This is a genomic window from Paenibacillus hunanensis, from assembly GCF_034055775.1.
In the GTDB taxonomy this organism is placed as follows: domain Bacteria; phylum Bacillota; class Bacilli; order Paenibacillales; family Paenibacillaceae; genus Saccharibacillus; species Saccharibacillus hunanensis.
Map to the genome: position 1 here is coordinate 3,683,242 of NZ_CP139194.1, position 24,908 is coordinate 3,708,149.

Consider the following 24,908-nt stretch of genomic DNA (forward strand, 5'->3'; position numbering starts at 1 on the left):
TTTCAATTCAATTGTTTCATGTGATTCGGCTCGTGTCCCCATGGCACGCAGTTATTTTACGGAGGAAATCATGTCACTTTTAATGCGTAATCGAGCAGCGCTGTTGCTGCTAATGTTTAATATCTTTCTCGTATTTACCGGGATTGGACTTGTTATTCCGATCATGCCTACGTATATGAATGAGCTGCATATCGGCGGTAGTGTGCTTGGATTGATGGTTGCAGCCTTTTCGATCAGTCAGCTGATCTTTTCCCCATATAGTGGTCGCTTATCTGACCGAATCGGGCGTAAAAAATTGATCATTACAGGGATGGTCATCTTTGCGATCTCGGAGTGGTTGTTTGCCATCGCTCATGCGCCAGCGCTACTATTCGTCTCGCGCGCGATTGGTGGTCTGGGTGCGGCGCTGATTATGCCATCGGTTATGGCGTACGCTGCCGATATCACTTCCAATGAGGAACGTGGCTCGGCGATGGGCTTTATCAATGCAGCCATCACAACAGGCTTTATTATCGGGCCAGGGATTGGCGGCTTGCTGGCAGAGTATGGCATTCGAGTGCCTTTCTATGCGGCAGCCATTGCCGGACTCGTGGCTGCGATAGCAACGTTATTGATGCTGCCAGAATCGTTATCACCGGAGCGTCGTGCAGAGCTGACGACGAGTCAGGGTAAAGGCGATAGTCTGGTACGTCAGCTATTGCAATCGTATCGCAAGCCGTATTTCCTTAGTCTGATCATCGTTTTCGTGGCTTCTTTTGGTCTGGCGAATTATGAAACGGTATTCTCTCTGTTCGTTGACCACAAATTCGGCTTTACGGCGCAGGATATTGCGATCATTATTACGTTTGGCTCGATTGCTGGCGCGGTTTTGCAGGCAACGATCTTTGGCTGGATGATGAATCGCTTTGGTGGGCAGAAGCTAATTATTGTCTGTCTGATCGCTTCGGCTATTTTTATCGTGTTGACACTGCTTGTGCATACGTACTTCCTGATCTTTGCTGTTACATTTGCGGTGTTTCTGGCGATGGACATTTTGCGTCCAGCGATCGGTACGCAGCTTTCACAGCAGGCTGGACATGAGCAAGGCTATGTAGCTGGACTAAACTCAGCGTATACGAGTCTTGGAAATATTGCAGGGCCGATTGTGGCGGGCGCACTGTTTGATCTGGATGTGAATTATCCATATATGATGGCTGCGATTATTTTGACATTATGCTTTTTGCTGTCGTTGCGTGTTAAACCGCAAACGCCGGGGCGTTCTGATCGTAGTTCATCAGAGGCTAGTTCGGGTGCAGTTGAATCACACTGATCATTCCTACAATCACTAATAAATAAGATTAGCTATACATCATTCCTGTTCACTCGGATGGTTATGGCTGATCTTATTTTTGTTGGGAGTGTTCTATTGGCTTGGTTTGTTATATGTAGTTGTTTGTCAACTATAAGCTTAGCAACTACTGAACTACCTATAGCTATGTCACTGCATACGAGCGTTGCGCCAAGTAGAGCAACGCTGTATCTACGCACCGATACCCGATAGACAGACCAATACGCGATAGACAGGTAATGATCGCTATAAATAATCGCTATATCTGCATAACTACAAAATCATCTATCGTGCGAGAAATTACGTAAGAACTTCGGGCTTATAGTTTCTGTATTAAGCTACGATAATACGTGCGCAATCGATCTTTTAGCTCTACGGGTTCTATCTGTGATAATGTGGTGCCTAATCCGGTCAGGTAGCTGAGCATGAAATCGATCTCCTCTGGCTCGTAGCTTCCTTCTAGCTGCCAGACTTTGCCTGTATGTACTAGCTTCATGGAAGGCAATAAACGGGCATATACGCGGCGTTCGTCGGTTAGGTCTGGTAATTTGCAATGAAAATGGATAGCTCCAGGCGTTGGTTGGCGCAGGGTTGGGGCAGAATGTAGATCGATATCGGTAAATGCTAGTTCAGTCTGCTCCTCTACTCGTCTGATCGATTGAATTCGATCGCAGCGAAATACGCGGTATTGCTGTTTATCCATATCGTAGCTACGACAATACCAGTAGCCTTCCATCACATATACAGCAAAAGGCTGAATGCGTCTTTCGCTCACATGTGTACTGGAGGAATAGCTAATCTGCACGATGCGTTGATCGGCTGCGGCAAGCAATAGCTCTTCCAGACATTGTCCCGGCTCTGCCTCCATATGATGATAGAAGGCAACGCGATCGCGGAATTGCTCGATCTGCTTTTGCTGTTGCGGAGAGGCGATGTCTAAAAACTTGGCATTGATGGAGTCAAATGATACGCCAAATACCGCACCGGAAAAGCTTTCAAGTGCCTGCATTGAAAAATACAGCGCCAGCACCTCGCGTGCAGTAAATGAAATCGGTGGCAATGTTGCGGTATCGAGTAGGCGATACCCTCCGTACCGTCCATGTTCGGCATATAACGGTACACCGATCTCCTCCAATGCCTCTACATCGCGAATAGCAGTACGCCGTGAAATATGAAAATGCTCCATAAGCTCAGCCAGTGTAAAACGACGCTGACGGTATACATAGCGCTGCATCTGCTGTAAACGTTCTGCTTTTTTCATAGTCGCCTCTTTTCTATACCGTTTACTGTTTTAAAGGTGCCACATTCTGGCACCTTATTCTTTTATGCTATTACTGTATCACATTACAGGAGGCGATGATAATGAACAAAGACCAAACGACATCCGCTACAGAAGCTACAGCATGTACGCGCAAGGAAGCTACGAATCAGCAGGCTACGGAGCAACAATCGGGAGCTGCTGTACAGACCGAGGTTATTCCGTTTCTGTCCTTGAATGGAAAGGCTGCTGAAGCGATTGCCTTTTATGAACAGCTGGGCGCAAAGGTGCTGTTGAAGGTAACGTATGCGCAGCTGGCTGCGATGGACGATAGCTTTCATGTACAGGCTGGGCAGGAGCATTACATTACGCATTCCGTGCTGGAGCTGGGAAGCGGTAAGCTGATGATTGCGGAGGAAGCTGTAGATACGGAGCAGACCTGGCAGGCTGGCAACTCCTTTTCACTCTGTCTGCAATCTCGTCAGCATGAGGATATGGAAACACTGTATAATCGGCTGGTGGCTGATCCGCGTTGTACGATTATTGTTCCATTTGCCCCTAATTCGTTTAGCACTGGTTATGCGGCAGTTCGTGATCCGTTTGGTATTGTTTTTCAATTCACGGTGACTCGTCACGCGTTTTAAAAAAGTTGATAACTTCAGGGTTAACGGTGTGAGTTCTTGAGTTCTTGACTTTTACATGTTTAACATTAAATATTATGCTCAATCAACATCAGCGGCAACAAGCTAACATACTATGAATTAGAAAAACACCCGATCTTTAGTACTCAGATCGGGTGTTGAATAGGCTTGGATTTCATAGACTCAACGCATTCTATTTCATCTATTCATCCATATGTGCAAAAGTATGATCGAATTAGTTCACGATAAATTTCACTCGTGTACCATCTGGATATTTGGTGAGCTGATTACCGACCCAGGAACCAGCGCCACGGTTATCCGATGGTGTTATGTAACGGATGTCTGCACCTTGGCCGCCTTCAAGACACATTGCCATCGGCCATTCATCACGATCATAGCCGCTTTTCGTTGGTACGCCTTTTAGCGATTCCTCGCGGCGCTCATCTGCACCAGAGCGATCGATCGTACATACGGCAGAGTGACCATCTGCAATCGCATCTCGAATATGAGAGGCAGTTTCAGGATAGCGACTGGATGGGAAGGTCAGGGTATAGTCATACGCAGCTGCTGCATAAGCCTGAGATCCATTATTTTCACCTTGTAGCAGCGCTGGTGTCGTCAATAGCACCACCAGCATCATTAACATCATGCCTAGCTTTTTCATTCGTTTCAATCCAATCAACTCGCTTCCTCTAGGTTTATTGATTCTTGCTTCGCACGATCTACAGCAAGCGAGCACGAGCTAAGCTTCTGCTGTCGATTGTGCACAACTGGAATCTAGTACCATTTTAAGCGAATGAATGTAAAACTTAAATCTTTTTATGTTAAATTTTGGATTAAATTTAATGGAATTGTAAAATTTCGTGTGCCGATCCGATTATTCTGAATCGGTATTGTAGGCAAGTCAACGATACATGACAGAAGAAATATAACAATTGCTCCTCCAAACAAAAAAGGACCCTGCCTGGGATCGAGGCAGGGTGTAGGCAATATTTATATCAAAAGGGGTATGTCTGTATCTTAAACGCACAAGCTGAAATGAAGCTGATATGAACCTAAAAATTAGCTTAAAATTCAAAAAAATACGTTATGAAGCAGATTAGATTTACTATTTTTTACAATCTCAGTGTAAGATAGAGAAGTAAAGGTTACCTGAATTAGCATTTACACCGATAATAGAAATATGCCCTGTTTCATGGCAGGAAAGGAGGAATGTATTCATGGATATCGCTTCTTTGTCCACTGCAATGAGTCAAAGTTCAGTGTCACAGGCCGCTAGTATTAAAGTACTTGCTCTATCCAAGGATATGGCTGAGCAACAAGGTCAGCAATTAGCAGAAATGCTGAAGCAAGCTCCTCATCCAAACCTGGGAAGCACATTGGACATTCGCGCGTAATGGCGAATCCCAATCCCAGCTATGTGTGTGATGCAAGCGCAGCATGATAGCGTTGATATCGTACATATAGCATGTGATAGCTTCCACTAGCAACAAACAAAACCGTCCCTTCTGCATAAGAAGAGGCGGTTTTGTTTGTTTTAAAATTTGTTCTACATTTGTTCTGGAGTTTATACTGAATCCTGCTTCTAGCTGATGTTCAGTGTGTATTTGCTCTAGCATATAGCTTTTATAATGCTCGTCTATTGACTACATACAGATAGACTAAAGCCATTAAAATCGCAATCGAGCAGACTACGATTCCACTTCTTCGAGTAGCTTCACAGCTAATTCACCAAAATCGGGATCATCTCGCAGCTGCTCCAACACCTCTCGCACCTCAGATAACTGATGCTCTGAGCGTAATAACGAAAAAGCTGCCGCACGAACCAAAATGTATTCATCGCTCTGTAGGATAGATGCTGCCATACGAATATCCTCGGATTGCACACCAAGTGCAGTTAATGCCTCCAGCATAGCGATCTGTACATATTCCTCATCGCTTTCCTGTGCCCAATGCCCATGAATAGCATTGCGAACAGATGCGTGCTGAGAGGATTCACTGTATAAGCCCAGCACCTTCCAGCATTCAATACGTAAAATATCTTCACTTTGATCCGTTTGAGCGGTATTCAGTAGTAGCTCCAGATCTTCTGTATCCAGAGCAGAATCAATACGAAGCAGAGCTTGCAAACGTTCGTCTGTGTTCCATTGCTGCCAGCCATTCAGATGCTCTGACAAAGGAATTCGCCTCCGCTCTATCCTAAAATAATCGGTTATGCCGCTATGCAGCGATATTACCCTATTTGCAAAGTATTGCATCTCACCCTTGCAATCTTACATATGAGGCAGGCTGCCGAAGTCCGAATGAAGAATTAGCTTCTCTTTACGCATCCAGCTCTTCTAATGCGGTACGTGCCATCGTTTGAATAACTGCATCCTCCATGGGTGGATTGTGCAAACCTGCACGCACGTCACGATACAGGCGCTCAAGTGGTAGATTTTTCGATAAGGCGGCACCGCCTACGATCTTCATCGATTTGTCCACTACCTGATTGGCTAGATGAACGGCATTATATTTGACCAGACCGAAGTCCGGGCGCATATGCTTGCGCTCCTCTGGCTGACGATCCCAGCGATCTGCCACATCATATAGCAGTGTGCGAGCAAGACGCAGCTCGCTCTCGATCTGACCGATCCATTGACGGATATGCGGTAAAGTGGCGATCGGCTCATTCAAGCTATTTGGCGTGTAGTTGGCAGCATATTGAAGCGCAAAGTCACGTGCGGCATAGGCGATACCTAGATAACAAGCAGGAATATGGAGCAGCCAGCCGTCACCGTCGTCGCGTCCTGTTTTCGGTGTGCCCGGTTTGTAGATGTTAAGTACCTGACGATCCGGTACAAATACATCGTGAAGCACAACATCGTGGCTACCAGTTGCCCGCATACCGAGCGTATTCCACGTCTCCTCTACCTCAATCCCTTCTCGGGAACGAATTAGAAAATCACCGATTTCCGGTTGTCCATCTAACCCTGCACTCACAATAAAATCGATCAGCATCGGACTGAGTGTACTGTACGTTTTACGTCCATTTAATAGCCAGCCACCGTCGGTGCGTACGGCTGTTGTTTCGGGACGACCGCCACGTGTCGGACTACCTGTACCGCGTTCACTGGCAAATTTGTTAATCATATTGCCATGTGCTACAACATCCTGACAAAATTCCGAAAAGGTCGGCTCCGGCCAACCGTCTGCCTCGCGAAAATGCAGCATCATCCCACCATGCCAGCCTGCACTGAGCGCAGTCGAGCCATCGCCACGAGCGATACGCTCCTGCACCAGCAGCCATTCATACAGCGACAGTCCATCCCCACCATAATCACGGCTGACCGTCAGCTTTGCATAGCCCGCTTCCTTCAAGTCCGCAAAATTTTCAAATGGAAATGTTCCTTCCGCATCATGCTTGGCTGCTCGCTCTGCAAAGCGTACGGCCAGCCGATCTGCCCAGGCTGCCAGCTCTGCCTCTCGTTCATTGCGGATAAATTGATCGATTCGTTTGCCAGTCATTGTGTCTCCGTCCTTTCCTCACGAGCCGATCATAGTGAAAATGGATCGATCATCGGCTCTGCTCTTATCTTTATCTGTACTTGATCGAATAGGAGTCATCCTTCAATAACTAGATTGTTAAGACAGTACTATCCTATTAACCCAAGCTGTTTGCCCCGAATTATAGTCGAGCATGATATATAGTATAAAACATATTGGCTACTTATGCCTTCACTGCTCATGTACAATCAGTAATTCCAAAAATTCGTCAAATGTATCACTCACGTCAACCAATTCCTCACCATCCATCAGGAAAACATAGATCATCCCATAATCCTTTGCACGTAGCGAAAGCAAAAAGCTATGACCGCCCTGATCATAAGCAAATGGGAATAAGTCGATTAATTGCGGAAAGGATTTAATTAAATCTTTATAGATCTGCTCAGCTGTCAATTCGCCGTAACGGATAGAATCAAAGCCACCAAAGATGATTTCATTACGCTCCATCCATTCATCAGGCAAGTAACCCCCATTGTACTGCAAATACAGCTGGCGAAACGACTCCGGGAATTTCCAGTTGTACAGTTTCTCCAGTTCGTCCAGGTCTGCGGGAGTTAATGGGTGTTCGGATTGCTCCAAAATCATTTTCGTCATAGGGTGGGTACCTCCTTGTAGTAATCGGGTCTTATGTATAGATCGGTGACGACTGTTATTTAGTTGAAGGCATATATCAATTTCTCATACTTCGATTTAGTATGCTTCATATTGCCTTCTATTATTTCCCACTGCAAATAACATAGTTAACTGTTGCTCGTATCCCAGACCTATTCCCTGTTCTCTCTCATGTAAAACAGATTCGCCGTTCATGCCTTTATGACTCATCAAAAATCAGTAAATCCAAAAATTCGTCAAACGTATCCGCAATTTCATAAAAATCTTCGCCATCCATTGCGAACAAGCTTACCTTTCCGTAATCTTCTGCGCGCAGCGACAATACAAAGCTATGTCCGAATCCATCATAAGCAAATGGAAACAGATCAATTAATTGCGGAAAAGACTCAATTAAATCCAGATAGATCTGCTCGGCGGGCACCTTGTCATATCGAATCGCATTAAAGCCACCGAAAATGATACCTTGCTGCTCCGCCCATTCCTCCGGTAGGTAACCGCCATTGTACTGCAAATACAACTGACGGAACGACTCCGGGAATTTCCAGTTGTACAGTTTCTCCAGCTCGTCCAGATCTGCGGGAGTGAGTGGGTGTTCGGATTGTTCCAGAATCATTCTAGTCATAGGATGCGTACCTCCTTAGCATTGAACTGATCTTATGTATCGATCGATATAACTTTATCGTTTCTTATTTTCCACTATAAATAACGTTGCGATCTGTTGCAAATTAAGATAGACCATAATCCTGCTTAGCAGGACTACGGTCCAAGTTTGAATTGTTTATTGGGATTGATAAATAAGGCTCCCTACCTTACCAGTTAACAGGTTGACCGAGATTATACGCCACTGTGCGGGTGCCTTTAACCCCTAGACGAACACGGAACAGACCGCCATCAAGCGTACCATCGTCCGGCTCACGTTCACCGCGTGCAGTCGTTATGTACAGCTCGTCCAGATCAGCACCGCCAAATACACAGGATGTTACATTATCAGCAGCAACCTGCACTTCGGCAACGACTTCGCCTGTCGCTGGATCGATGCGAGATACACGGCGTCCACCCCAGCGAGCAACCCACAGCATGCCTTCTTCGTCGATCGTCATACCATCAGGGAAGCCATCTGCATCGTCGACCTCGGTAATCACGCGTGCATTGCCAATCGAGCCATCTTCGATATCATAGTCGAACGCGCGGATCGTCAGTGTTGGCGTATCGATATAATAAAAGAGGCGTCGATCTGCACTCCATGCAAGCCCATTGGAGGTGGATACCTCGCTTAGCAGCAGGCGTACGTTACCGGATGTATCCATGCTATACAGCGCACCCGCCTTTTTCTCATCGCTCAAGCTCATCGTACCTGCGATAAAACGACCGTATGGATCACATTTACCGTCATTGAAGCGGTTGCCAGGGCGACCTTCCTCTGGATCATGAATGGCGATCTTCTCACCGGTTTGCAGATGAATACGATAGAATCCACTGAACAACGCCGCGATAGCTTCGTCCTCGGTATACGGTACAACCGCACCGATATGCTCGCCTACCTCAATCGCCTGATCCTCGCCAGTTGCCGGGTTGTAGCGATGAAGCTTGAATCCTTCGATATCGACCCACAGCAGCTCCTGTGTTCGTTCATCCCAGCTTGGCCCTTCGCCTAGCTTTGCTTTTGCATCCAGTACCAGTTCCGCTTCATATTGCTTCATCGTAACGCCTCCTGTACATGTCATTTCGATTTACGGCATGTGTTTGTTAAGTCACATTTAACCACGATTCCAATCATACTTAATCGCCTGTAAAAAGGCGCGTGCCAGCACCATATGCCCTTTGGTATTCGGATGCACATGATCCCATCCATGTGACAGTGTAGCTGGATAGATATGCTCACCCATACGGTCAAAAGCCGCCTGTGTATCCACGCATGGCACACCTGTCTCGGCAGCAATGCGTTTCACTGCCTCGCCATAAATATCCATCGTGGCACGCATTGGATCTTCCACTGTCGTGCTCATATAATATGGCGTCATCAATACCAGACCTTTGACCTTAGGCAAAGTGTCCACCACAAGCTTGCGCAATGTCTGCTCATACTCGTCCAGATACACATGCTGGCCCGGATCGGTTGGGCGATCGAATTGACGCCACACATCGTTAATACCGATCATAATGGATACCCAGTCCGGCGAGTGAGCAAACACATCCTCTTGCCAGCGTGCTTCCAGATGACGCACGGTATCACCGCTTGTACCTGTATTCAGTACACGCAGATTATAATCCGGGTAAGCTGCATTCAGTAAGGCATCGACCAACCCTACATATCCATCCCCAATCACCCAGTGCTCACCTACCGGACGTGCGCGACCACAATCCGTAACGGAATCACCAATCATCAACAGTATGCTATTCGGCTCTATTTTCATTTCAATCCATCCCTTCTGTCTCTAATTGTTATATGGTGTGGAAACTATAATATTCCTATCTTCATCATTTAAATGGCCAGAAACCATATTGCCAGTACGTGTATTACCAATGTGTACGTTACCAGCCCTGACGATGTAGCCAATCTGCACAGCGCTCTGTCCAGCTTCCCATGGACGGATGACCTGTAGCCAAACCTGCTCCATGCCCACCATGGTCATACACATGCAGCTCAAACGGAACACCGTGCTGCTCAAGCGCAAGCGCCATGCGCAAACTATTTTGCACCGGAACGGCTTCATCGTCTGCGGTGTGCCAGATAAAGGCTGGCGGTGTATGCGTAGTGACCTGACGCTCTGCACTATGAGCAGCGATACGCTCGGCTGAAGCATCTGTGCCTAATAGTGCGTTCTTAGAGCCTTCATGTCCATAGCTCTCCATCGTGATCACAGGATAACAGAGCACCATTAGATCCGGGCGAGAGCTAACGGATGCCACGCGTCCATCAGGCAGGGTAATCTCCTGCTCGCTGAATACCGTGCCTGTCATTGCAGTCAGATGTCCACCTGCTGAGAAGCCCAGAATACCAATTCGATCAGGACGTAGTCCATATTGTGATGCATGTGCACGTACATGACGAATAGCAGCCTGTCCATCTTCCAGCGGTGTACTACGATGCTTAGGGGTCAAGCGATATTGCAGCACAAAAGCTGAAATCCCTTGCTCATTCAGCCACTGCGCGACAGGCCCACCTTCATGATCGGCTCGAAATTCATAGCCGCCACCAGGCAAAACGATCACTGCACTTGTTGCGTCAGGAACCAAATAAGGCTCCAGATAAGGACGTGTACCTGTCTCATCCACAATCTGTTCATCCGCAATCCAAATACGTTCCATATGTACCCTCCACTTCGGAATTGAGCTAGCTTCATCCAGCTATGCTCTTATTCTCACACTTATGCTAGCGTATGTCTGCAAAAATATGCCCTGGCTCGAAAGCCAGGGTATAGGCAAGCTCATGCGCTATTGCTATAAACGATTCTATTGTAAGCGCTTTAGATAATCGTTTCAATGATGAATCTTCGCCATGTTCATGCCGATACGTGATGATCTGATCACCTATCGGTTGATGAACTAGTAAAGATTGCGGAATTGCTCTGGTGTTACGCCTTCCAGACGACGGAATGTCGCTACAAAATGACTTGAGTCACGGAAACCGACCTGACCGGATACTTCCTTAATCGTCATACGCGGATACAATGTCATTAATTCCTTCGCCTTACGCAAACGAAGCAAAATGAAATACGCATAGGCGGTCATACCAAATGTTTGCCGAAACAGCGTGTTCAGATGTCTTGCACTCACGCCAACCTGCTGTGCCATATCCTCCAATCCAATATTCGGATCATCATAATGTGCCTCCATAAAGCTCATCAGTGGTGCGAGACGCTCAACTGTATGCGACAGGGATGGCAGATTGTTCACACGTCCATGCTTTTTCAGCAGGGTCAGGAAACGATACAGATCGGCGCTCGTATCCAGTCCGGATAGATCACGGTTGCTGCGAATCTGCCCCAGCAGACTTCCTGCAAAAAACTCCAGCTCACAATCCCGATCCCATTCATAATAAGCCGAATGTGACAAACCAAAGGTAGATAGCAACGCAAGCGACTGCGGACCGCCAAAGGTCAGATACGTTGTCTCCCAGATTCCGCTAATCGGACGATAGCTATGTGCATCGCGCGGAGCCAGCAATACACCGGAGCCAGGCTTCACCATATAACGCGCTCCACCAAAGGTAAACTCGCCTTCTCCACGTACGCTCTGTAGCCAGTGATAACACGGATAACCATCCGGACGCTCAATGCTCTCCTGATCCGGATTCTCGCCAATACTTTCCATATGAATCGGTAATTGCAGGTCTTTCAGTTCACTAAAAAAGCGGCGATGCGGATTGGTAACGTACATGATCATTCACATCCTATATCCTTATTTTAATATCATAGTTTAATTATCTTATATTTTACAAGGGTTTGTTATCGTTTAGTATAGAATTATTCTTATACAAGGAGTGACAACGTTGATCAGCAACCGACTTCCTAAAATGTTTTATGGCGGTGACTATAACCCGGAACAATGGGATCACGGCACGCATCTCGACGATCTAGAGCTGTTCAAGCAGGCTGGTATTGATATCGCTACGCTCAACGTCTTTTCATGGGCTCGCAATCAGCCAGACGAGGTTACATACAACTTTGAATGGCTGGACAACTACATCAACAGCCTTTATGAAAGCGGTATCTATACTTGTCTGGCTACAAGCACAGGCGCACATCCAGCATGGATGGCAACCCGATACCCAGACATTTTACGAGTGGAAAAAGATGGCCGCAAGCGCAAATTTGGCGGTCGTCATAATTCCTGTCCAAACAGTCCAACCTATCGCCATTACTCTGTAGAAATTGCTCGCAGGCTGGCAGAACGCTACAGGGAGCATCCGGCTATACTGGTATGGCATATCTCCAATGAGTACGGCGGCGAGTGCTATTGCGATAACTGTGAGAAAGCGTTCCGCGTCTGGCTGAAGCAACGCTATGGCACGCTGGATGCTGTCAACAAAGCGTGGAATACCGCTTTCTGGGGCCACACCTTTTACGATTGGGATGAGATTGTTGTTCCGGATCATCGCAGTGAGGAATGGGGCGAGAATAGCTCTAGCTTTCAGGGCATCTCGCTTGATTACACACGCTTCAATTCGGATAGCATGCTGGAATGCTATCAGCTGGAATATGACGCGATTCGTTCGATCATTCCTGATGCGCTGATAACGACCAACCTCATGGGCTTCTACAAACCGCTTGATTACTTCAAATGGGCAAAACATATGGATATCGTGTCATGGGACAACTATCCAGGTCTGAATACTCCAGTCAGCTTCACCGCTCTCGCACATGATCTGATGCGCGGTCTAAAAGACGGTGATCCGTTCATGCTAATGGAGCAAACGCCAAGCCAGCAAAACTGGCAGCCGTACAACTCTCTGAAGCGTCCAGGTGTGATGCGGCTATGGAGTTACCAGGCTGTTGCACATGGTGCCGATACGGTTATGTTCTTCCAGCTTCGCCGCTCGATCGGTGCATGTGAAAAGTTCCATGGTGCTGTGATTGAGCATGCTGGACACGCGAATACGCGCGTGTTTCGTGAAACGAGTGCGCTTGGTCACGAGCTGCAAAAGCTGGGCGATCAGCTGCTTGATTCAAGGATTGAAGCAAGCGTAGCGATTCTGTTCGATTGGGACAACTGGTGGGCAATCGACAAATCGAGTGGGCCAACCGTTGCACTCAAATACGTCGAACAAATTCATAAGTATTATAAAGCATTGTATAACCGGAATGTGCAGGTAGACATCGTCTCAGTCGATTCGGATCTGAGCGGCTACAAGCTTGTGATTGCTCCTGTACTGTACATGGTCAAGCCTGGCTTAGCAGCAAAGCTAGAGCAATTCACCGAAAATGGCGGCACCTTCGTCACGACCTTCTTTAGCGGCATCGTGAATGAAAATGATCTGGTCACACTGGGTGGCTATCCGGGTGAACTGCGTAAGCTACTTGGCATCTGGGTCGAAGAAATTGATGCCCTGCTTCCGTCCATGCGTAACTCCATCGTCATGAAGGAAACGATCGGCGAATTGAGCGGCAGCTATGAATGCGGCATGCTCTGCGATCTACTTCATACCGAGGGAGCCGATGTGCTTGCCGAATACGGTACAGACTTTTACAAGGGCATGCCTGTATTGACAAGACATGCATTTGGTAAAGGGGAAGCCTGGTATATTGCCTCCGATGGTGAAGAATCCTTCATTGCAGGTCTACTACAGCATCTGTGTCAGCAACAAAGCATTCAGCCTGTTCTGGATACGCCAGCTGGTGTGGAAGCCGGTCGTCGTGTGAAGGATGGTCAAGCCTTCCTGTTTCTGCTGAATCACAATGCAGAAGCGGCAACCGTAGAGCTTGGCTCGCTTCAGACGAGCAATATGCTGGAAGACCAGCCGGTAGGCAGCTCGATTGAGGTACCTGGTAATGGGACGATTATTTTATCTGTAAAATAATGCCATCCATTACTGTGCTTATTGTAACATGAAAATAGCGATACGTAAATGTAGAAAAATACATTTTACGTATCGCTATTTTTGTCGAATTTGCTCATCTTACGCTCGTTTAGTCGAAATAACGAACGAACTCGTTCAGCACGTCATTATTATATCGAACCGTTTATATCATGCGCGGGTTCTGTTGTTGGATAAAGCTTTTGCTCTTGAACTCACCAGTCTTACCGATGTTGCCTGTACACGTATTTATGATCGTGAGCGATACCGAGTGCCGTAGTCGTTCACTTTTTTCTTATTGATAGGAAATGGATTGCCTATGCTCTGCTCGATATCGACCATTAGAGTTGGCTTTTCAATCGGACTGCAACAGATGTTCGCTCACTTCCATATTTTAATTGGAAGCTGGTAATTTTACAAGATGACACCGTCTTTAAAAATAGCAATCTCGCGGAAGCCATGACGCTCACTGTTCGTCTCCAGACGACCGGAAGCGATATCGACGATCTGCTCTAACAGCTCCAGTCCAACTTGCTCCATCGTTCTCCCTTCTAGTAGCTGACCTGCGTTAAAATCAATCCAGTGCTTTTTCCGGTTCGCTAGCTCGGATTGGGTAGCAATCTTCACCGTGGGTACAGGTCCACCAAATGGCGTCCCTCGTCCTGTCGTAAACAGCACAATATGCGCACCTGCTGCCGATAGTGCGGTCACCGACACCAGATCATTGCCAGGCGCTTCTACAATATTTAGCCCGGTACGCTGTACACGATGACCATAACGCTGTACATCGACTACCTGTGAATGACCGCCTTTTTGTGTACAGCCGAGCGACTTTTCCTCCAGCGTTGTAATGCCACCTGCCTTATTACCTGGTGATGGATTTTCATAAATATTTTGCCCATGATCGACAAAGTATTGCTTGAAGCCGTTGATCAGCTGTACCATATCCTGAAATACCTGCGGACTGGCAGCTCGATTCATGAGAATCGTCTCCGCGCCGAACATTTCTGGCACCTCGGTCAATATGGCGGTACCACCTGCGGATACGAGCAGATCGGCAACCTTACCTACAAGCGGATTCGCGGTAATACCGGATAAGCCATCGGAGCCGCCGCATTTTAAACCGAGCTTGAGTGCAGATAATGGCACAGGCTGGCGCTGCTCCTGTTCGGCAAGCTGCGCTAGCTCCTCCAAATAGGCCATCCCTGCTTCCAGCTCGTCCTCTACCTCCTGCGCCTTCAGATAGCGGATTTTACCAGCATATTCGGCTGGAATACCTGCTGCGAATTCATCCACCTGATTGTTCTCGCAGCCCAGCCCGATCACAAGCACGCCTGCCGCATTAGGATGCAGAACGAGTGAGGTTAATAGCTGCCGGGTATATTCCAGATCATCGCCAAGCTGAGAGCAGCCAAAAGGATGCGGAAAATGATACACGCCATCCACACGACCTGCCAGCTCCGCATGCCCCATACGAGCAAGTGCTTCACAAATTTTATTAATACAGCCTACAGTATTAATAATCCACAGCTCATTACGAATACCAACCTCACCATTGGGACGCACATAGCCGTCAAAGGTTTTCAAATGCTGTGGTAGCTCCGAAGGTTGCCAATCCGCAGTCGGTGCATATTCATAATCAAGTGTACCGGACAAGCCCGTGTGCAGATTATGGCTATGAATCCATTGTCCCGGTTTAATCGGCTGTGTGGCACGACCAATCGAGAAACCATATTTGATCACATCCTGTCCCTGCTCGATCGGGTGAACAGCGATCTTATGTCCACGTGGTATTTGCTCCGTTACAGTCAGCACCTCGCCCCCGTCAAGCAGCAGGGTATCACCTGCTTCCATATCACGTAACGCAATCACAACATCGTCCTGCTTTTGAATGGCGATATAATCTCGGATCATCGTGTTCATAGCCGCCCAGCCTCCATATCGTTCAAATTAGATGCCACCATTTCCACTAATCCCGGTATGGCGGTCAGATCCTCCTGCCAGATGCGAGTATCGCTCAAGATGCATTGTACAGCCTCGCTATAATCGACCACACCATCTGTCTCGTGCTGGCTACCCCCTTCCGACCAATGCTGAGCAAGCTGCTGTAGCCATTCAGCATTATCGCGAATATCCAGTGGCTGACCTTCCAGTGTGAAGCTGCGAAATAATACCGTCCCCTCCTGTTCGACCGGCTTTACGCGATACAGCAGCAGCAATGCCGAGAATCCACGCACAATCTGCTGTGGTAGATGACCATTTTTATCTGTATACGTTTTCAAAACGGGTAGCACACGTGCCTGAAACTTGCTCAAGCTATTCATCGCAATATCCATCAGGCGATGCTCCAGATACGGGTTATAGAAGCGCTCATATGTTTCCTCTGCATAGCGCTGTAATTCGTCCGCTGGCAAGGATAATGATGGAATCACTTCCTCCGCAATCGTCTGCTTCACCCAGCTACCAAGCTGCTCATCCTCCATCAGCTCACGTACCGTTGTGCGATTATGTAGCACGCCGAGCGGCATCATGAGCGTATGCGCTCCATTCAAAATATGCACCTTACGCTGACGGTACGGCTGTAAATCCTGTGTCCATTTCACATTCAGACCGGTCTGTACGAGTGGAAGGCGCTGATCGAGCGAAGAATCGCCTTCAATCACCCAGATATAATAGGGCTCTGCCGAGGTGAGAAAATGATCCTCATAGCCCCAGTTCCCCGTCAAGCGAGCATATTCATCTGCCTGCGGCATACCGGTTACGATCCGATCCACCAGATTGTTCAAAAAGAGCTGATGCTGCTCCACCCACTGGCAGAAGTCCTCACCAAAGCCAAATTCCCTCGCATAACGCAGCACATAGCTTTTCAGCACATCGCCATTATTTTCTACCAGCTCACATGGCAAAATCATCAGCCCACGCTTCGGATCATTGCCAAACGTCTGAAAGCGACGATGTAAAAAGACCGTCAAACGCGCAGGATAATTCACAATCGGCTCACCCGGTACATAGTCCAGCTCTGTATAGGTTAAGCCAGCTTCTGTTGTATTGGAAATAACTATATCGAGCGACTCCAGCTCTGCAAGCTGTAAAAAGGCTTCCCAATCCGCATACGGATTCACATAGTCACGAAATACGGAAATGAGCTGGCGCTTCTCAACCTTTTCGCCGTTTTGCAAACCCTGCTGTACGAGTGTATATAAGCCCTCCTGCTCTGCCAGCTTCTCCAGCTTAGCACCGCCGCGCGGAGTTGGAGGCGTTAATACAACGCTACCGTGATACTTGCCGCTCGCATTCATTTCGTGAATCATCCAGTCTGCAAAGCCGCGCAGGAAATTGCCCTCACCGATCTGCAATATTTTGATCGGCTGCTGCCGAATCACATCATGCCGTCTTCGTTCATTTTCACTTGTCAAATGATGGCGCAGTAAAGGTAATGGCTGAGTTTTGCTCATTGTCATGAATGAACCTCCATTGAAATCGAAATAGCTTACAATCTGCAAGCTTAACAACCAGTAGCAAATGATAACGCTCTAATGTTAACGTGAACATTTTAATGCAAAAGGCATTTCTTGCCACCTATTGTAACATCATTTAGACTAAAATAGTAAAAAAATATTGGCTTCTCGAATTGATATCGATAGGTATGCGGCATTTAATTTATCCTCCTCATTCAAGCTTCTATAGAAAGGAATTTGACCATGCTAAATGAACAACAATATATTCAGCATATCCGTGAACGTATAGGAGCGATGTATGATGATCCTGCTTCTCGCGTGCTCTTTTTTACGGTAGCTGATTCGATTCCATCGGCGATGAAAGGCAACAATGCGTTCATTCCTGCTCCTTTATTAGAGGACGAGGATTGGGCAACCTGGAAGCCTGTCCCCTCAACTATTACCAGAGCGCAGATCACTCAGCTAGAACAGGAGCAACAACTTCGATTCCCCTTGCCCTATTGCGCTTACTTACAGGCCTATCATTTGCTAGATTGGCAGCTATCTAATCTGCCAACCGCAGATGGATACCCCGGTGGCTGTAGCTCGTTCATGTTTCCATCGCTGGATACCGAGCAAGGATTATCGGAAATAAGGAAGCTAATTCAGCAGTGGTCGATTTTGCAAGGCACAGGCTATATTCCTTTTGCGATCGGCGAGGACGGACAAGGCATCGTGTGCTTGGACACTATGAGAACACATCCGGATGGAGACTGTCCGATCACCTGGATCACATTGGATATCCTGCATGAGCTTCCAAGTCCTCCAGCTCCAGAAGACAGACGTGCTGTGTTGGAGCCGCGAATGGAGGATATTTTCCGTTCATTTGATGAGCTGGTTCAAGCGGTTTTCCGCAAACGTGCTTGATGTAGAGATCGGATATCACCCCCAATAGATGGAGGCTTTTCTCATGAGTAAAATTTTTATTTTTTCAATTCTGTGGTGGTTGCTTGGCAATCCATTTCTGGCACTGATCGTGCTGCTTGTTATCATTTATGTGCTGGATCGCCGTTTTGTCGGTATGTTCCCAAGCGTCGTCAAGCCACTTCGGCGCATGAGTCGAATACGTGCGCTACGGCGACAGGTAGCGAACAGTCCGAGCGATATGTCCTCACGATATGAGCTGGCACGCCTGCTATTAGAGCGTCGTCATTATAGCGAAGCTAGACGCTGGCTGGAGCAGATTGGACATGCCTACGAGGAATCGGCTGAATACTGGGACGATCTTGGAACCGCACTACTGCATACGGGAGATGCTGCGACCGGCGAGCAATACATGCTCAAGGCATTAGAGCTGAATCCTCGAGTCAAGTATGGTGAGCCTTATCTGCGATTAGCCAGTTATTATGCCCGCCAGGATGGGCAAAAGGCGATCGATGTTCTGGAGCGCTTTCGCGATATTCAGTCTTCCTCCTGCCGCGCCTATTATATGCTCGGTCAGCTGGATCGCTCGCTCGGGCGTGAACAGGAGGCAAAGGCTTCTTTTCAGGAAGCCGTTACAATCTACCGCTCGCTCCCCAAATACAAAAAACGCAGTGAGCGCGGATGGGCAATCCGTAGCTGGCTGCGTAGTCTGTTCTAACTTGAGTCTCCTTTTGTACCATTAATTCGTATCATATCCAAACACACGGCGGCTAACTGCTTTGAGCAGGGGGCCGCTTTGTTTGTACCAGTTCAGTCCCTCGTCCAGACGCTTTGCCTGTGCAATGACCACATCCGCCTGATCGATGCCTTCAAAATAACGACTCAGAAAATGCATAAATACATCCATACGGCGCAGTAGAATGAGCAGTGGTAAACGCACGGCTTCCGCTTCGGTTAACGTCACGATCGAAGCATAGCCTTTTAAAAAGGCAGTGCAGCGACGCTCCTCCTCTGCACTCCATTCCATGCTGCCCAGCATATCGGACAGACAGACCGCAGGCTCCATTGCTCGTAAATCACGCGTGACAAATTCAAAATCAAGAATAGCCGTAATCTCGCCATCCTGCGATTGCAGCATATTCGAGGCGTTCAAATCACCATGAATGAGCTGATGCGGCAGCGATGCCAGTCGTGCAATACGCACAAGCTGCTCGCCCAGACGTTCACCAATCCGGTTCAGCGTCTCACGAATCTCGGCAAAATCCTCTGGCGGATTGGCGCAGAAGGCTTCCAATCTGCCTGGACTGCACAGCGGATATGACTGTCCCAATCGATAATACGGTGGGTAGACTGGATGTAGATCGATATCGATCTGTGCCAGCGCCTCGGATAGACGCCCTACCGTTTGCCCAAAATGAATGAGCTGCTCGTCTGTGACCAGCTCTGGATTGCTGCCATCCATATAATGAAAGAGCGCAGCTAATCGTCCATTGCTCGCCTCAGCCGATCCAGCGGCAGTGACATAGATCGTATCACCGTGACGATCGCGAACAGGCTTCGGAATCGATAATCCATCCAGCACTTCCGGTAGAGCAGCGAGCACCTCATGCTCATAGCGTACTTTTTCCGGCTCGCGATGCGTCTCATAGCGACGTAGTACATATCGTTCAGAGGCATGATCAATGAACATTGTTGTGTTGTTCATGCCTCCCTTTCCTTCTACCATATGCCAATTCCCGGACGGGAAAAAGTGATCTGCCAGTTGTTCCATTGAATCAATTGCTTCGCGTTCCAAAAATTCCCCTCCTTGTTGCCATTAGTCCTTTGCAGATAAGGGAGAATACCGGCATGGCAGGCGCTTGCTGCCCGTGCCAGCCGTACGTGTTACAGGGCAGATGAATTCTCAGCCGATGATGTCGGCAGTCGTTCCATAATGCAGGCATACGCTGTTGCCTGCTCCATACCTTTTATGCATTCCGGTACAAAGTCGTGAATCCTTCCGATTCCGGGTGTTCCCTTACCATGATCAAGCCCTACGGCCCTTCGTTAATCCATATATTTATATTCGCCGCCAGCAGGATTGCCTCCTGCCTTGGACGTAAAATCCGGCACCAAAGCTATATGATAACACGAACAGCCGCCTGTGAAAACTTTTTCGTCGCGAAGTAGCTAAGCTATACTGGATTTTTTTCTAATTTTATATAAAAACGTTGTAAAAACAGCAACAGCAGCATTCCCGCCACCCGTGGCCGAGAACCTGCTGCTGTTACGTATGATGCTCTATATGGTTTTTTATTCATATCATTATTCCGCTACAGATGGCTCTTCTGTTCGTGTTTTACATTTTATCGCTGCACTTTCTACCGCACGCATAATGCCGCCATAGCCGGTGCAGCGACACAGATTGCCGCATAGCGCTTCTTTGATCGTATGCTCATCTGGCTGATCGTTGCGATCCAGCAATGCCTTGGTCGATATGATCATGCCCGGTGTACAGTAGCCGCATTGGAAGCCACCTTCCTCCAGAAATGCCTCCTGAATCGGATGCAACTCTGCTGGCGTATCACCCTGTAAGCCTTCAATCGTCGTAATGTCCTTGCCCTGACACTGATACGCCATCGTCAGGCAGGAGTTGACGGGCTCGCCATCAATCAGCACCATACAAGCGCCACAACGTCCAATCTCACAGGACACCTTCGTTCCGGTTAGCTCCAGATCAGTACGCAGTACATCCAGCAAACGACGGGATGGCTCAACCTCCAGCTCTCGTTCTTTTCCATTAATCGTCGCGTTCCAGTTTATGCTTGCTCTATTCATCGCGGACTCACTCCTTCCTGCTGCCCTACACCCAGTGGCTGAATCAGTCGCTCACGCGGAACGGGTAAATGAGTCACCCATACGCCAGCTGCCTGACGAATCGCCGCTGTAATTGCAGGCGCGAGTGCGACTGAACCGATCTCTCCAATGCCACGCGGCCCAAATGGATCATTCTCCGGTAAGTCCTCAATCGCTTCAACCTCCAGCGAGCTATGCATATCTTGAATCGTTGGGATGATGTACGTATCCATATTTTTCGTCATATAATGACCATCATCCATAACCGAATCCTCTGTTAACGTAAAGCCGAGCGCCATTACACTCCCGCCTTCAATCTGGCCGATAAAGCCCATCGGGTTAATAACCGGCCCAGCGGCGACCGTATGATACGTATCCAGTAAGCGCACATTACCAGTCAGTGTGTTCACTTCTACTTCCGCCGCTACCGCTGCATACGTGTATAGAAAATGACCGCCCATCACTTCATCCGGTGTAGTCGGATACTGGAAATGCGTATCGAATATAAGCTCGTCCAGCACGGATTGCGCTGCTAGCTGCTGATAGGAGATAACCAGCTCACCTGTAGTATCGCTGCTGCTTGGCATCTGTTCCGAGCCCTGTCCGGCATTAGAAGCCGACGCTTGATGTCCATGAATAGACAGCGATTCGTGGTACACTCGACTCTGATGATCAGGTGCATCAGAAGGGTTAAATGATGATTCAGCAGCTTGCATCTGCTGTTGTGGATTCGATGCGGATTCTGGCTGGGCGATGTCCTTCATTCCAAGCTTACGCCGAATACCACCGATCCCTGTGGTCAGCTGCTGCGCTGGAATACCACTTAATCGCTCCGCTTGCTGCAAAATCGCCTCCAAAAAGGGTACCTTCAGCCGTTGCAGTGCCATCCATGCCATCGTCGTTGAACGTGAGGCAGTACTGGAGCCACTATGTGGCACACGATCCGTATCTCCAATAATGATGCTAATATCGCTCGGATCACAATGGAACAGGTCGATCAGCATAATTTCCATCGTAGCGATCAAGCCTTGACCGAACTCTTCATAACTAAAAGCAACCTCGATCTGCCCAGCTGCATTAAGCGATAATCGCCCACCTGCTGGATCTTCAATTCCGTAACCCAGACCCGCACCATGCATGGCTAATGCTGCGCCAATCCCACGCTTGATCCACGGCGGCTGTGACTTTACTGAACGATCTTCATCGCTACTCATCTCTGCCATGAATGATCCAGACTCTATGCCCGCATCAAGTCGTGCCTGTCTGCGCTGCCAGATGGTGGAATGCTCCAATGCCTCCATCACCTGATACAATCCATTCGTACGCCAGATTTCCTGCTGTAGCGGCCCCGGATCATGGGGCTGACGACGATTGAGCATACGGAATTCCCATGGGTCCATCCCCAGCTTCTCTGCCAGGCGATCCATTTGACCTTCCATTGCAAAAATCGCCTGATTACCGCCAAAGCCGCGAAATTCACCGGATACGCCATTGTTTGTAAATACCGATATACCCTCCACATCCACATGTGGAATACGATAAGGTCCCATCGCATGCTCTGTTGCAAAATTAAGCACGGGCGCACCCAGCGTCGCATACGCTCCAGTATCCGCAACAATGCGCACACGATGAGCGAGCAGACGACCATGCAGATCGATGCCCGTTTCCATCTCAATTCGCATCGGATGCCGCTTCAATCCAGCGCGTACTGATTCTTTACGCGAATTATGAAGCTTGACCGGAAGGCCAGTTTTCAACGCTAATAACGAGCCATAGGGCTGTACATTCAGCTCATCCTTACCTCCAAATGAACCACCGATCGGACTGGAAACGACCCGAATCCGCTCTTCCTCCCAGCCCAGAATACGAGCAATCTGCATCCGATCCTTATAGCCATGCTGTGTAGGCGCATAGACGGTTAGACGACCATCGGACTCTGGTACAAATAAACCGCCTTCTGTTTCCATATAAGCATGCATTTGACGTGGCGTGCGATACGTCTCGCGTACAATATGAGCACATTCAGCAAAAGCTTCGTCGGCATCTCCCTGCTTCACCGACGTACGATGCAGCACATTGCCTTCGGGATGCAGCTGTGGTGCGTCCTCTTCCAGTGCTCGTAGCGGATCCGTGATCGTCTCCAGTACCTCGTATTCTACATGGATTAGCGATAATGCATATTCTGCCAGCTCTGGCGTATGGGCAGCTACCGCAGCAATAGCATCGCCGATATAGCGAACTCGGTCTTCGCACAATGCAGGCTGATCCGGCGTAGCAATACCAAAGCGATTGAGTCCAGGTACATCCAGATGGGTAATGACCGCGACTACACCCGGATAAGCTTCAGCGGCTGACACATCCAACGATACGATACGCGCATGCGGATGAATGCTACGGAGTACGCGTCCGTACAGCATTCCTTCTGCGGTCATATCGGTCAGGTAACGCAGCTCACCGGTTACCTTTTCCTTGCCATCTCGGCGCTTACGCCAGCGTTCTCCACTATTTTCACGATTAAGTAGCATCGACGATCATCTCCCTTCCTCGATATCCCGAATACTTTCCCATAAGCCTGCCGCCAGTAGATTACCTGCACTTTGCTGACGGTACGGCGCTTCTGCGAACGGATCACTGTAGCTGACAAATTCCTGCTCCGCGAGACTAGCCAGTTCAGGCAGCCAGCTGGCATCATAGCTCCGTCCTTCCAGCATCGATTCACATTGTAGCAATCGCATCGCTAGTCCAGAGCCACCGCCCGCAGCTACGCGTACACGCGTTAATTCCCCTCGTTCACTTATCCAGCAGCGCAAGGCGACTGTCACCAGCGATGGAGTAAACGCCTCACGCCGACCAAGCTTGCGGAAAAAGCATAACTCTCTCCAGCGCTCTCCCTTTTCATCCGTCCAGTAGGAAACGGCATTGGCAGACAAATCGACCGTCGTTTCTCCCACTATATCGCTTGACGATCGGAGCAATGAACCGGCTTCTACAGGTCCTTTTGGAAAACGAATCCCCAGCAGCACCGCTTGTAGACTACGTCGTCCCATACGTACCTGCTCCATCCAATCGACTGCATTCTGCTCGTGGTGTAAAGACGCAGCTTCTCCGTCCACCCACAGCAGGCTCGCATCATGCACCAGCAAGGCAGGTAGTGCATCTCCAACGGCGGAAGCGACATTCCCACCAAGCGTTGCCAGATTCCGCACAGCTGGCGCTGCGATATGTCGACACGCCATATATAAAGCATTGGCATATTGCTGTAATGCGGCATGCTGCCCACATTGCTTCAACGTTGCTAATGCACCTACCGTCACATATTCCGTCTCCTCGATGATCGAACGCATACCAGCAATCGTATCCAGTCGAATCATATGGGCAGGCATAGGAGCGACGCCACCTTCCCATTGCGTGCGCAGCAGCGTACCGCCGGCTACCCAAACAGCGTCCGCACCATACTCTCTTTTCAAAGCCACTGCCTCTTCAGCATCCGCAGGCTCCCATACTACAGGCTTATAGATTGGCGGCATATCGTCCTTGCTCCACTGTGTATTCATGATGCCACCCTCCGTTTCAAAAATGAATATTGAACCTATAGTATAGAAGTTTGTTTTTCACGTCAATTAAATTAACTTCATTTTGTAGAAAAAGTGAGGATTGGGGTAAATTTTTGTTTTAATGCATGATTTTTTTAGAATCAACATACACTTTTTATTAAAATATCGATTGAATATCGACTATAGAAGTACTTATCTTATTTATTTTCGATTTATATGTAATATTATATAACACAAATTCGGATTCATCAGCTTAT

The 24,908-nt window shown here is 48.3% G+C and carries 22 protein-coding genes; 6 read left to right on the top strand and 16 right to left on the bottom strand.

The genetic code is table 11. From position 1 onward, the window contains the following. Nucleotides 1–70: 70 nt before the first annotated feature. On the top strand, nt 71–1,309 hold the full coding sequence (locus SK066_RS14930; RefSeq protein WP_320542073.1) for an MFS transporter: 1,239 nt from the start codon (nt 71–73) through the stop codon (nt 1,307–1,309). Nucleotides 1,310–1,646: 337 nt separating this feature from the next. Here the strand turns inward: SK066_RS14930 and SK066_RS14935 are convergent, their stop codons facing one another. Then, entirely contained in the window at nt 1,647–2,588 is a 942-nt protein-coding gene (locus SK066_RS14935; RefSeq protein ID WP_320542074.1) for a helix-turn-helix transcriptional regulator, read from the bottom strand. A 101-nt stretch (nt 2,589–2,689) separates the two neighbouring features. Here SK066_RS14935 and SK066_RS14940 point away from each other — a divergent pair, with 101 nt between their 5' ends. Then, nucleotides 2,690–3,229, top strand: a complete 540-nt coding sequence (locus SK066_RS14940) for a VOC family protein (protein ID WP_320542075.1) — start codon at nt 2,690–2,692, stop codon at nt 3,227–3,229. Nucleotides 3,230–3,461: 232 nt separating this feature from the next. On the opposite strand, the gene SK066_RS14945 is transcribed toward SK066_RS14940, so the two are convergent. After that, a complete protein-coding gene (locus SK066_RS14945; RefSeq protein ID WP_373289153.1) occupies nt 3,462–3,863 on the bottom strand; it encodes a NucA/NucB deoxyribonuclease domain-containing protein in 402 nt (133 codons plus the stop codon). 583 nt (nt 3,864–4,446) lie between these two features. Here SK066_RS14945 and SK066_RS14950 point away from each other — a divergent pair. Continuing rightward, nucleotides 4,447–4,623 carry a YjfB family protein gene (locus tag SK066_RS14950; protein ID WP_188776591.1) on the top strand — a complete coding sequence of 59 codons (177 nt, stop codon included), beginning with the start codon at nt 4,447–4,449 and terminating at the stop codon, nt 4,621–4,623. Between the two features lie 294 nt (nt 4,624–4,917). Here SK066_RS14950 and SK066_RS14955 read toward each other — a convergent pair whose 3' ends face one another. The 8 genes from SK066_RS14955 to SK066_RS14990 form a co-directional block, all read right to left on the bottom strand. After that, the gene (locus tag SK066_RS14955; RefSeq protein WP_320542076.1) at nt 4,918–5,403 is read right to left on the bottom strand and encodes a hypothetical protein; all 486 of its coding nucleotides are present in this window, start codon (nt 5,401–5,403) and stop codon (nt 4,918–4,920) included. Nucleotides 5,404–5,548: 145 nt separating this feature from the next. Then, nucleotides 5,549–6,733 carry an acyl-CoA dehydrogenase family protein gene (locus SK066_RS14960; protein WP_320542077.1) on the bottom strand — a complete coding sequence of 395 codons (1,185 nt, stop codon included), beginning with the start codon at nt 6,731–6,733 and terminating at the stop codon, nt 5,549–5,551. Nucleotides 6,734–6,943: 210 nt separating this feature from the next. Next, the gene (locus tag SK066_RS14965; RefSeq protein WP_320542078.1) at nt 6,944–7,366 is read right to left on the bottom strand and encodes an SMI1/KNR4 family protein; all 423 of its coding nucleotides are present in this window, start codon (nt 7,364–7,366) and stop codon (nt 6,944–6,946) included. Between the two features lie 217 nt (nt 7,367–7,583). Beyond that, entirely contained in the window at nt 7,584–8,006 is a 423-nt protein-coding gene (locus tag SK066_RS14970) for an SMI1/KNR4 family protein (protein WP_320542079.1), read from the bottom strand. 187 nt (nt 8,007–8,193) lie between these two features. After that, nucleotides 8,194–9,084 (bottom strand): SMP-30/gluconolactonase/LRE family protein, encoded by an 891-nt coding sequence (locus SK066_RS14975; protein WP_320542080.1) that lies wholly within the window; start codon nt 9,082–9,084, stop codon nt 8,194–8,196. A gap of 57 nt (nt 9,085–9,141) precedes the next feature. Beyond that, nucleotides 9,142–9,798: an SGNH/GDSL hydrolase family protein gene (locus SK066_RS14980; protein WP_320542081.1), complete on the bottom strand. Its 657-nt coding sequence runs from the start codon at nt 9,796–9,798 to the stop codon at nt 9,142–9,144. 118 nt (nt 9,799–9,916) lie between these two features. Beyond that, complete coding sequence (locus SK066_RS14985; RefSeq protein WP_320542082.1) at nt 9,917–10,693, bottom strand: alpha/beta hydrolase; 777 nt, start codon at nt 10,691–10,693, stop codon at nt 9,917–9,919. Nucleotides 10,694–10,930: 237 nt separating this feature from the next. After that, the gene (locus SK066_RS14990) at nt 10,931–11,764 is read right to left on the bottom strand and encodes an AraC family transcriptional regulator (protein WP_188776585.1); all 834 of its coding nucleotides are present in this window, start codon (nt 11,762–11,764) and stop codon (nt 10,931–10,933) included. A 112-nt stretch (nt 11,765–11,876) separates the two neighbouring features. On the opposite strand from SK066_RS14990, the gene SK066_RS14995 reads away from it, so the two are divergent. Further along, nucleotides 11,877–13,904 (top strand): beta-galactosidase, encoded by a 2,028-nt coding sequence (locus SK066_RS14995; protein ID WP_320542083.1) that lies wholly within the window; start codon nt 11,877–11,879, stop codon nt 13,902–13,904. 411 nt (nt 13,905–14,315) lie between these two features. Here the strand turns inward: SK066_RS14995 and SK066_RS15000 are convergent, their stop codons facing one another. Both SK066_RS15000 and SK066_RS15005 read right to left on the bottom strand, forming a co-directional pair. Beyond that, nucleotides 14,316–15,824, bottom strand: coding sequence for a UxaA family hydrolase (locus SK066_RS15000; RefSeq protein WP_320542084.1), 1,509 nt, complete (start codon nt 15,822–15,824; stop codon nt 14,316–14,318). After that, nucleotides 15,821–17,362, bottom strand: a complete 1,542-nt coding sequence (locus tag SK066_RS15005) for a tagaturonate reductase (protein WP_320542085.1) — start codon at nt 17,360–17,362, stop codon at nt 15,821–15,823. The genes SK066_RS15000 and SK066_RS15005 overlap by 4 nt, the downstream gene beginning before the upstream one ends. 240 nt (nt 17,363–17,602) lie before the next feature. On the opposite strand from SK066_RS15005, the gene SK066_RS15010 reads away from it, so the two are divergent. Together SK066_RS15010 and SK066_RS15015 are read left to right on the top strand one after the other, a co-directional pair. Next, nucleotides 17,603–18,265: a hypothetical protein gene (locus SK066_RS15010; RefSeq protein ID WP_320542086.1), complete on the top strand. Its 663-nt coding sequence runs from the start codon at nt 17,603–17,605 to the stop codon at nt 18,263–18,265. Nucleotides 18,266–18,308: 43 nt separating this feature from the next. Continuing rightward, a complete protein-coding gene (locus tag SK066_RS15015) occupies nt 18,309–18,980 on the top strand; it encodes a tetratricopeptide repeat protein (protein ID WP_320542087.1) in 672 nt (223 codons plus the stop codon). A 21-nt stretch (nt 18,981–19,001) separates the two neighbouring features. Here SK066_RS15015 and SK066_RS15020 read toward each other — a convergent pair whose 3' ends face one another. The 4 genes from SK066_RS15020 to SK066_RS15035 all read right to left on the bottom strand — a co-directional run bounded on the left by SK066_RS15020 (nt 19,002) and on the right by SK066_RS15035 (nt 24,651). Continuing rightward, the gene (locus tag SK066_RS15020) at nt 19,002–20,057 is read right to left on the bottom strand and encodes a phosphotransferase (protein ID WP_320542088.1); all 1,056 of its coding nucleotides are present in this window, start codon (nt 20,055–20,057) and stop codon (nt 19,002–19,004) included. A 509-nt stretch (nt 20,058–20,566) separates the two neighbouring features. Then, nucleotides 20,567–21,079: a (2Fe-2S)-binding protein gene (locus SK066_RS15025; protein ID WP_320542089.1), complete on the bottom strand. Its 513-nt coding sequence runs from the start codon at nt 21,077–21,079 to the stop codon at nt 20,567–20,569. Then, nucleotides 21,076–23,622, bottom strand: coding sequence for a molybdopterin cofactor-binding domain-containing protein (locus tag SK066_RS15030; protein ID WP_320542090.1), 2,547 nt, complete (start codon nt 23,620–23,622; stop codon nt 21,076–21,078). The genes SK066_RS15025 and SK066_RS15030 overlap by 4 nt, the downstream gene beginning before the upstream one ends. Before the next feature lie 6 nt (nt 23,623–23,628). Continuing rightward, the gene (locus SK066_RS15035; protein ID WP_320542091.1) at nt 23,629–24,651 is read right to left on the bottom strand and encodes an FAD binding domain-containing protein; all 1,023 of its coding nucleotides are present in this window, start codon (nt 24,649–24,651) and stop codon (nt 23,629–23,631) included. Between the last annotated feature and the right edge of the window lie 257 nt (nt 24,652–24,908).